At 36.7% G+C, this 9,356-nt stretch carries 9 protein-coding genes; all 9 read right to left on the bottom strand.

What is annotated here, in order from left to right; translation table 11 throughout:
- Positions 1-312 precede the first annotated feature (312 nt).
- The 9 genes from U1E44_RS16460 to U1E44_RS16420 all read right to left on the bottom strand — a co-directional run bounded on the left by U1E44_RS16460 (position 313) and on the right by U1E44_RS16420 (position 9,258).
- On the bottom strand, positions 313-4,656 hold the full coding sequence (locus U1E44_RS16460; RefSeq protein WP_322932213.1) for an NACHT domain-containing protein: 4,344 nt from the start codon (positions 4,654-4,656) through the stop codon (positions 313-315).
- Between the two features lie 318 nt (positions 4,657-4,974).
- Positions 4,975-5,592 carry a hypothetical protein gene (locus U1E44_RS16455; protein WP_322932212.1) on the bottom strand — a complete coding sequence of 206 codons (618 nt, stop codon included), beginning with the start codon at positions 5,590-5,592 and terminating at the stop codon, positions 4,975-4,977.
- A 30-nt stretch (positions 5,593-5,622) separates the two neighbouring features.
- Positions 5,623-6,063, bottom strand: a complete 441-nt coding sequence (locus U1E44_RS16450; protein WP_322932211.1) for a hypothetical protein — start codon at positions 6,061-6,063, stop codon at positions 5,623-5,625.
- Positions 6,060-6,521 carry a pyridoxamine 5'-phosphate oxidase family protein gene (locus U1E44_RS16445; protein WP_322932210.1) on the bottom strand — a complete coding sequence of 154 codons (462 nt, stop codon included), beginning with the start codon at positions 6,519-6,521 and terminating at the stop codon, positions 6,060-6,062. Before U1E44_RS16445 ends, U1E44_RS16450 begins: the two co-directional genes overlap by 4 nt.
- A 9-nt stretch (positions 6,522-6,530) precedes the next feature.
- A complete protein-coding gene (locus U1E44_RS16440; RefSeq protein ID WP_322932209.1) occupies positions 6,531-6,983 on the bottom strand; it encodes a carboxymuconolactone decarboxylase family protein in 453 nt (150 codons plus the stop codon).
- A gap of 81 nt (positions 6,984-7,064) precedes the next feature.
- A complete protein-coding gene (locus tag U1E44_RS16435; RefSeq protein WP_322932208.1) occupies positions 7,065-7,643 on the bottom strand; it encodes a Crp/Fnr family transcriptional regulator in 579 nt (192 codons plus the stop codon).
- Positions 7,644-7,746: 103 nt separating this feature from the next.
- On the bottom strand, positions 7,747-8,211 hold the full coding sequence (locus tag U1E44_RS16430) for a DoxX family protein (protein WP_322932207.1): 465 nt from the start codon (positions 8,209-8,211) through the stop codon (positions 7,747-7,749).
- A gap of 10 nt (positions 8,212-8,221) precedes the next feature.
- On the bottom strand, positions 8,222-8,575 hold the full coding sequence (locus U1E44_RS16425; RefSeq protein ID WP_322932206.1) for a nuclear transport factor 2 family protein: 354 nt from the start codon (positions 8,573-8,575) through the stop codon (positions 8,222-8,224).
- A gap of 101 nt (positions 8,576-8,676) precedes the next feature.
- Positions 8,677-9,258, bottom strand: a complete 582-nt coding sequence (locus U1E44_RS16420; RefSeq protein WP_322932205.1) for a Crp/Fnr family transcriptional regulator — start codon at positions 9,256-9,258, stop codon at positions 8,677-8,679.
- Between the last annotated feature and the right edge of the window lie 98 nt (positions 9,259-9,356).

Here is a 9,356-nt window from a genome sequence, read left to right as displayed (position 1 = left end):
GGTTTTTCGAGTGATTTTTTCCATTAAAAATCAGATCATTCTTTTTAACCGAAAGTCAATTTATATGAGCACCAACGGTCTAGTATAAGAGCAGTAGCGGATTTCAAAGCGATTACCTGTCCGCCACCACAAAAGTTTATTAAATGCACAGACCTTGATTTTACCACTTCACCCGCTATTGCTTTTATACAATGTTGTATGCCCGTGCTTTTTCTTCGTCCGTGCGTTGGGGCAGCCATACTCTTTGGCAAGTTTTGGCTTGTGTGGCTGCTTTGAGCGACTTGCCAATGTGTATGGGTGCTAAGGGGTGGTCTATTCAGCATATTCAATTATTTTTTGGAATACTTGATGGTCTTTGAACGGATGAGCGTTAAAGAATTCGGTTCTCCGTTCATTAGTTTTAAAAGACACTTGTCTTTCTCCCCATACTGCCCAAACAAGTTTCTTTTTATTATCCTCTAAATATTTATCCAATAGATCTTTTCTGAGATATACAAGTGAATGATTGTTATTGTATTCTTGACGGTAATGAATATTGACTGAAGCTATTTCACCGTCTTTGCTCAGCAAGTCAAAAGTTTGAGGTTGGTCAATTAACTCTAAATGTTTGACAATCTCTTTAGCAACAACTGTGACATGACCAGCTTGGTTAACAGTAGAATGATGACCTTCCCAATTATATTCCATCACTGGCATTAATGTTTCAAATTTCTCCATTTCTGACACTTCTATTTCAATCTCATCTGGAAATTCCTGGTCAATTTGAAATCCTTCATCGTTTCTATCGAAAAAAATTCTTGGATAATATCCAGGTTCGCCTGGCTTTACTTTCTTTTTCCTTTTTGCAATCTCAAATTCTAATTCAGTATTGTTGTCGTATGTCGCATCATCAAATAGGTATAATTCACCTGCGTAGGAATAATAATTCTCATGCTTTTCAGGTAACCAGCGTCCACCAAGATGTTGTTTCTTTAACAGTTGAATTACTTTATCATAGTCTTCCTCTTTAATCAAAAAGCTGCGAATAAAGGTAAATCGTTCTCTTTCCGCAGGCATGTCTTCCTGCACAATAAAGCCGTCTAAGCCAATCCACTCACTTACTCGTCCTTTTAAATTCGTTTGCTTTAGGTATTCTTCAAGATGGGGCATTCCACCTTTTTCATACCAATCTTCCAGTGGGATGTCTCTATCACCTAATAAATCATGCGTGACAAAAAGCTCATTTGCTGGCTTCTCTGGAAAGCTTGGGTCAATGTCTGCATCTGAAATTCTAAACCTATCCCAATCTTTGTCTAAAAGTCCCTGATCATCTCTCAATCCAGCATTTTCAAAGAATGCAATCCAAGAGTACTTTTTGCCGTAACGTTCAACTTTGGCTCTTTCGGTGCGACCTGAGTAGTAATTATCATTACCAAGTGAGGTTTCAGCCTCTTTAAACATTTCCTCACTCCAACCAAGATCGTGGATTCTCCAATAAATTTGTTTTCTTACTTTGATCTTTTCAGGCGGATTTGAATATGAGCCGCCATCTTTAACAATGCCCCCAATTGTGTAATTACTAAAGTCCATACGAATTGGCCCTGAGTAGCTATATTCTGTCTCCCCATATTCAAATTCACCCAAGTTCCTAATTCCTCCGAATGAATAAGGTGGTCTTACTTCCTGTAATTCATCTGCTGACAATAATGTGGGATGGTGAATCAAGCAAATTTCTATCGTTCTTCTCGCGTAATCTCGAGCCAAAATATGAGTGGTTGAAAATGGTGCGTCATTTCTGAACATAAAATCATGTAATGATTTACCAATTTCTGGAAGAATTTCTTTTCTAAACCTATCCGAAGTCATGGTTTTGTGACTACCCATTGCAACCCCATATAAACATGCTAAAGTACGCTCCCATACATAAGGGTCATTAATTTTCAATGAATCAAAAACTAGCTTTGAAAATGAGGAAGGAAATTTCCGCCCATAATAATAAAGTGCTCTTGTGGATTTATCTCGAAGATTACGGTTGGTGCTCGTAAGAAACCAAAGGATGAATTTTGCTAGAAGATGTTGTTTCCTCATCAAAATCTCCGTCTCGTTTTTATTCAATTTACTTTGTTGCTCAAAATCTTCAATGAACTCTTCTAAATCATAAGCTCGTTTTCTAATGTACTCTGTCCAACTTAGGTCTCTTGTATTCATTTCCAAAGAGCTAAGAAGTTCTGAAATAAATTCAGCGTTTAGTGGGTGTTTAGTATCACTGATAGTTTTAAAGAAAAGATCAAGCAGTGGTTTATGATTTTTACTTGATCGGTTGAATAGTGACCTTACTAATTCTCGGTCGGTATTTTTAACATATTGAGCTGGTAGGCTGAACAATGCAGTGATTGACTGATTAAAACAGTAATTTGAAAATGAAATACGTTTTTTAAATTGTTTCTTAACAAACTTTGGCAGTTTTTTAAAAATTGACTTTTTGGTAAATCGTAATTTCCAATTGGTTTCAAGCAATTCGTGCATTGCAACATTTTTCAACTGTGGCAATAACATGCACAATGCATATAGTACATCTTCATACAAGGGATGCTGACCTTTCTCTCGTATTATCTTGTTAATGAATTTTGTGCTTGTGAAATACTTTAAATTGTTAGTACGCTCTATTAATCTAACACCAATTAGAAATCCTGCGAGCATATCGTAGGTAAAACTGACAAATTCAATTTCTTCTCTTATATCGCGGGTCATAACCAATCCTTCATTGATTAATATATCCGCCTTTGAGTTATCCTTATTGTACTCTTTATCTCCATCAATTAAGTTGTAGAACTTATCTATAGAAATTTCGCGTAAATCATTTTCCCACAAGAATTCAGATAGAACAGATAGGCTGTTATTGATGAAAGGCTCATTAGCCCTGAAAAGATGGTTGTTATTTGTTACCCTGCGATTGACTTGATCTAGATACTCGTTAAATACATCATAGGTGGACTCCTCCTCTATATTGACCTCTACAGTTTCTCCTCTTCTCCAATTCGGATTTTTAATTTCACAGAATATTTTTAAAAAAATTGGTTCTCGAAATTTTTCTAATCGAGCGAAAAATAGATCTGCTTTTATCTTGAATTTGTTGAAATATTTGTTGACAGCCTCATGAATAGTTTCATAGTCGTCAAATCCATACAAATAATGAAATTTGTAGTTCGAATCACTCCAAACTCTATCCTTGTAAGAGTTACGGCAGGTAGTAATGAGAACTAAATTTTCGCATCCTTCAATTTTAGTCTCAAAACTGCCAAGGTGATTTTTCCAAATAGGGGAAAAGTATCTGCTTTCTATGGTTTCATTTAGTCCATCAATAATTATTGGTACTTTTTTCTTGACTATCGAACCGTAAACATTCAGAGCTTCAAGGAATTCATCTGTCGTGAATTTATTCTCAACATCAAGGATTTTTCTTATCGCCTCAGAAATAGATTTTTCTCCTGAAAACTTGTCACCTGTAAGAAAAATAGCTGGTTCATTCTTCTGTATTCTCTTAAATGCGATATCACACGAAAGATGAGTTTTTCCTTTACCTGCGTCTGAGATAAAGTGAATAGTTTTCTTAGACTTGTGGAAGTAATTTCTGAAGAAACGTTCATAAATTTCACCAAATTCAGATATGAGATAGGAAATTGAAGATGCATCTCTTGATGCCCTTGACTTTTCTTCGAAGACTGAATAATCAATCTTATCAAAGTATTTGAAAAAGTCCTTTCTCAATTCTTCTATTTGAAAAGATGAAAGTTCTATTTCTTTAAATTCAACGAAACAATTCTTGACAGAATCGATCTTTTCAAATACTGACGAAATATGCTTTTGAAAATCTTGACAAACGATAACATAATTATCTCTAAGACTTTCTTCTTTTTTTGAAATCATTTTTTCGTCACGGAAATCTACTATAGCAGATTTTATTTGATTGGCTTTCTCGAGAAGCTCCTTTTTTAAACCTTCTAAATGTTTCAAATAATCCGTACTTAGAAGAGAGAAGTCAATGATCGTTTGGGTGTATTGATCAATACTGTGAAGATCTGGGTCGTATTTGTCCTTTACCTTTTGGTAGTTTTCATCAAATCTCCGTTTGAACCATTCGTTGTTGAATTCAAGTTCACCAAAAAAGAAACTTCTAATACCAAAATGTTTTGCACTATTGAGTAATGTTAAGAAGTCCGATTCGCCCCAAAGTTCAAGGTTAACAGTTCTACCAGTAGGTATTTTCTTTGGAAGGTCGTTATCAAACCAGTCTTGTTCTCCTTTTTGCTGCTTGCCAGTTTTTGTTTGACTATTCGCAGTTAGGTCAGTTTTTATACAAAGAGTCCATTTTGTCAGATTTGAATGATTTCTACATGCTGTTTCTAGAGAACTAGCTATTTGGTTCTTTCTTTGACCATCATTTAGTCTACCCGTACCACCGAAGAATTTGCATTGCCAACCCCATGTTTCCCCATTATTATGTTTTAAGTAGAACTCAACACCTCCGTCACCACCGCTACCATCAATAGGAGTGAATTTTCCAAGATGTCCATATTCCTTTAATGCAATTTGGTAACAAAGCTGTTCAAAGCACTGAGTTACTTTTCCATCATAAGGTTTAAGCTTACCAAAATCTATGTGTTCAATTCCTGTCATTTATTTCATTGTGCGTTGGCAAAAAATAGCTCTTTTGGTTTTTCGTGCATTGGCTTTGTGTGTCGGCAAAAACCAAATGTGCTATTTGTGCGGTTGGCTTTTTCAGCATGGCATACAACGGTCTCGGCTATGCGTAGTGCGGGATTTCAAAGCACTTCACTTTTGGTTTAGCACGAACGGAAGCCAAAGCTACGATTTTATGTTTAATTTTTCTTTACAAAAACGTCAAAGCGTATCTTTGGCGGAATAAAAGTACAGACCCTTCGGCTGGCTCTTTCGCCCGCATTACGTATAGCCAATGTTGGCGGTAGTTATTTATTACTTACTGATAAGTACTTTATAGTCTTTGGGTATTTCTACTCCTTTAAATTGATTTGTTAGACCGTAAAATATTGTAATGGTCAAAACAAATCCAAAAATCAAAATTGCAGTTGCTTGTTGTTTCGGTGTCAGGTTTAAGAAGTCTGACTTCATTTTTTTGTTGTGAATTGCTGCTATGTGTCCAAAAAATGAAAGAATTGCAAGTCCGTAATACGGAATAAAAAATAGATTGAAAGGAAATGAATTTAGTCCTGCAACACCAAAATAAAAATTAGTGTCAAGATGTAGAAAAAGCCGCCCGACTAAAACGGCACCCAAATGAAAGATGAAAAATATTGCCAAATAAAGACCTGTCCAAATATGAAGTTTGTCGAATTGAGATGTTGCTATTTTTCGGTTAGTTCTAAAAAGTTTCAGCCCTGAAATAATTTGAATAAGTATTGCAAGCAACAAGACTGTTTCAACAAATATGTTACGATAGAAATGTCGGAAATTGTTCATTATTTCTATGTGTTTGTCAGCACCAAAAATGCTACAAAAATGATTGAATAAATGCAGTCCAATAAAAATCGTTATCGTCAGTCCTGATATGTAATGAATTTTCTTAATTGTCATATTCTACCTGTTTTGTCAACTATCGAGTAATTAGCTTTTGTTCTTTTTGAGTATAGCGTCCACTTCAAAATACTTGTTAGTTATCATACTAAGGGAAAATGCCGCTGCTGCCGCTGTGAACACGGAGTAGTCCAAAGGTGCTTTCAAGCCTGTTGTAAATGTCATGGACAGTGCAAAGCATAAAAGTAATATGCCGCTGAGTTTTGCAAATAGTTCGGTTTTAAATCCAATGAGCAGACAGATGGCAAAAACCACTTCCAACAGGGTTGCCACGAGCCCGACAAATGGAACGAAGATGTCAGGCATCCAAGGAAGCAACGTATGGGTGTAGTTCAGGAAGTTTTCCCAATTTCCCCACGCAGAGACCTCTTTGGGCCAATAGCCCGATCGGTCAAAAACAGCCGACAAAAATGCAGTTGAAAGAGCAACCCGTAGAAATATTTTTATGATTTTATTTTGTTGAGTGTTCATAGCTCGTTATTGTAAATTTTAGAAAAATGTTTTGCCAAGGTATCTTCCGTAGCATTTTGGTCGTACTTATAGGCCGGTGATTTCAGACTTTTTACAGCATCAACTTTAACTTTAACGGCATAATGCACGGGATATTGAGAACCATGATTTTGCCATAATGGCTTAGCAACAAAATCGTACTCGGGCGTCCCTTGCTGAAAAAGTGTTACTTCACCTTCAAGACAAAATCCTTTTCGTCTGAAAAAATCAACCACGTTAATGGCTACTTTCGGGTTGGTTTTTAAATTCTCTACAGTGTTAAAAGACTCGATATGTGCAAAAATCACATGGCAATCGTCCCAAACGTCTAATGACGCCTTTGGAGATAGGTTTGGGCTACCATCAGGATTGACGGTAGCCACAAAACTGAGTTTTACCTTTTTAATAATTGTTTCAATTTCTTGGCTTATCCTTTTCATTTGATTGGATTATTCTTGTGATTTAAAAGGCTCCAATAAAGTTCCTCTGCCTATTCTGTTCCATGCATTGATACAAGTGGCCGCCATGATGATGTCCGCTATTTTTTGGTCGTCAAACAAATCTTTTGCTTCTGTATAAACAGCATCTGTGATTCCTGCTCTGGTGATGTGCGTAACTTCATCAGTAATACGTAAAATAGCTCGCTCTTCATCTGAAAAAAACGGGGCATCTTCCCAAGCCGACAGAGCGTGTAGCCTGTATTGTTTTTCTCCTTTTTCTATGGCTTCCTTGGTATGCGATTGGATGCAGTAGGCACAGCCATTGATATGGGAAGCCCTGATGTAAATCAGTAGAAGATCAGCATTGGTAAGCGAACTGTCCCTTAGTTGTTTGTCCAATTCGATCAGAGGCGTGTAATATGAAGGTTGGACTTGATGAATGTCAATACGTTTTGTGCTCATAATTTTTTGTTTTAAATGATTAATGACACAAAAGTATCGGGCTCAAATGAGGAAAATCTTAATCTAGTTCAAGAAAGGAGATTACCTGATATTGCTTCTTATTTTACTGTAAAATTCAGGGCTCATCCCCAAGTAAGATGCAATCATATATTGAGGTACTCTTTGCAGAAATTGCGGGTTTTGGTTAACAAATTTTTGGTACAATTCTTTCCCCGAATAGCTTAACATATATTCAATTCTACGCTGTGAGGCAATAAATGTTTTTTCCATTATTATCCTGAAAAGGGTATTGATTTTTGGGATTTCCAAGGTCAGTTTTTCAAAAGATGCTTGATTCAAAGTTAATAGCACGGTATCCTCAATTGCCTGAATATAAATGTTCGATGGCTTTTGGTTGATTAGGCTGTCGTATTCCGTTATCCACCAATTGTCAAGCCCAAAATGGATGATTTGCTCATTGCCTTTGCTGTCAATATAATACAAACGCACACAACCTTTTACCACAAAATATCTTGCCGTGCAGGTTCGCCCTGCTTTGAGTAAGAAATCCCCCTTTTTTAACACCGTTTTTTTTAGGAAAGACAAAAAACGTTGGTCTTCCTGTTCGGTCAGGTCAATGTATCTTTTTAAATAGGATGATAAATTATCGTTCACTTTCATTTTTTGAATGGCCTGCAAAAAGCAGTGGCGGCTTAAAAGCTATCACTTTCAAACCGCCACAAAGTTACAAAATTGTAATAGGCTTTAGATAACCACTTCACCGTTATTGCTTTTGCACATGTTCATTTTTGGAGATGATTGTTCCATCAATGGAATACTTACCTGCTCCCGTAAATATTAGGCTAATCGCCATCCCTATCCACAGAAGGAAAAATTCATAGCCTTCACCCGGCTGATTTCCGAACCAATTCATAAAAAAGCCATTTTGGATATGCGAAGTGAATACAATGCCAAATGCTAAAAAAATATAACAGACAGCAATCGGTCTTGTAGCTACTCCCACAATGAGAGCAATAGCACCGATAGATTCCAGAATAATGACCAGAAATCCGATAATCCATGGCAGACCAACAGTTTCAGTAAAGAAATCCATTGTGCCTGAAAATCCATAGCCACCAAACCAACCCAAAAGTTTTTGTGCCCCATGAGCGAATACCACCACGCCTAACATTACACGAATAACAAGTGGTGCATAGGAATCTGTAGTTTGAAATAGTTGACGTTTCATATTTTTCGATTTAATTGTTATAGTAAAATTTTTCTTTGATAATTTTTCCGCCCTTCCATTCTTGGACAGACACTTGGGAATAATTCCGTACGCCCCATTCTTTGTGCGTGTAGTCATAATGCCACTCTACCATGGTCGTATTTTCTCCGAGTGTTACTTTTAGCGGTTTGGCACCTCTGAATTCTGTAATGTTGCCGAAAAATTCCTCTTCACGTTTTCGGTTGGCTTCTTTGCCAACAACTGGTTCAGAATCATTTTCCTGCATGATGACATTTTCATCATAGTATTTTTCAAAGGCTTCCATTGCCTTGCCTTGAAGAATCAAGTCATTCAAGTCTGAGATTTTTTCTAATAATTTTGACATATCCTTTGTATTTAAAATTTGAAATGACAAAGGTCAGCAAGGAAAAGCTATCAGCAATTCACATAGGAGTAAAAAGGATGTTCACATAGATTAACAAAAAGCTAACTTTCTGATATAAGTTCTGCTCTTATTTTGCTAAGAAATTGCTTTGTTATTCCAAGGTAGGAGGCGATAAGGTACTGTGGTACACGCTGTTCGATGTCCCTGTACCGATTACGAAAAATGAGGTATCTTTCTTTTGCGGTGAGGCTGAAGTTTCTAACTATTCGCTTTTGAGAAGCCACATAGGCTTTTTGTATAATGATTCGGAAAAAGCGTTCCAGTTGTGGGATTTGCGTATATAAAAGTTCGAGGCTTTCGTGTGTGAATTGTGCTACTGTTGTTTTCTCCAGGCATTGCACATTGTAGTCGGCAGGTTCTTGTGTGATAAAACTACCCAAGTCAGCTGTCCACCAATTTTCAATAGCGAACATGACTACATGTTCGTTGCCTTCTGTATCTATAAAAAAGGTTTTGGCACAACCCGAAATGATGAAGGATTCATATTTGCACACGTCTCCCTGCTGTACAATATACTGCCCCTTTAGGTAGGTTCTAATCTTCACATGTTCTGGCAGGACTGCAATCTCCTCGTCAGTCAGCTCGATGTATCTTTTTATATAGGATAGTAGATTTGTGTTCATTTTTTTAATTACCGCCAACGATTTGGCTATGAGCAGTTGGGGATTTCTTACCCTAATTTTTCAGTATAGCACTGACCTTTATTTTATCCACTATATTT

The organism is Aurantibrevibacter litoralis, assembly GCF_034651555.1.
GTDB classification, from domain to species: domain Bacteria; phylum Bacteroidota; class Bacteroidia; order Flavobacteriales; family Flavobacteriaceae; genus Aurantibrevibacter; species Aurantibrevibacter litoralis.
This window is presented reverse-complemented; position numbering and strand designations above follow the sequence as displayed.

Bases quoted from the DNA above. Each gene is read 5' to 3' on its own strand.
- U1E44_RS16460 (WP_322932213.1), bottom strand. From the start codon at position 4,656: ATGACAGGAATTGAACACATAGATTTTGGTAAGCTTAAACCTTATGAT.
- U1E44_RS16455 (WP_322932212.1), bottom strand. From the start codon at position 5,592: ATGACAATTAAGAAAATTCATTACATATCAGGACTGACGATAACGATT.
- U1E44_RS16450 (WP_322932211.1), bottom strand. From the start codon at position 6,063: ATGAACACTCAACAAAATAAAATCATAAAAATATTTCTACGGGTTGCT.
- U1E44_RS16445 (WP_322932210.1), bottom strand. From the start codon at position 6,521: ATGAAAAGGATAAGCCAAGAAATTGAAACAATTATTAAAAAGGTAAAA.
- U1E44_RS16440 (WP_322932209.1), bottom strand. From the start codon at position 6,983: ATGAGCACAAAACGTATTGACATTCATCAAGTCCAACCTTCATATTAC.
- U1E44_RS16435 (WP_322932208.1), bottom strand. From the start codon at position 7,643: ATGAAAGTGAACGATAATTTATCATCCTATTTAAAAAGATACATTGAC.
- U1E44_RS16430 (WP_322932207.1), bottom strand. From the start codon at position 8,211: ATGAAACGTCAACTATTTCAAACTACAGATTCCTATGCACCACTTGTT.
- U1E44_RS16425 (WP_322932206.1), bottom strand. From the start codon at position 8,575: ATGTCAAAATTATTAGAAAAAATCTCAGACTTGAATGACTTGATTCTT.
- U1E44_RS16420 (WP_322932205.1), bottom strand. From the start codon at position 9,258: ATGAACACAAATCTACTATCCTATATAAAAAGATACATCGAGCTGACT.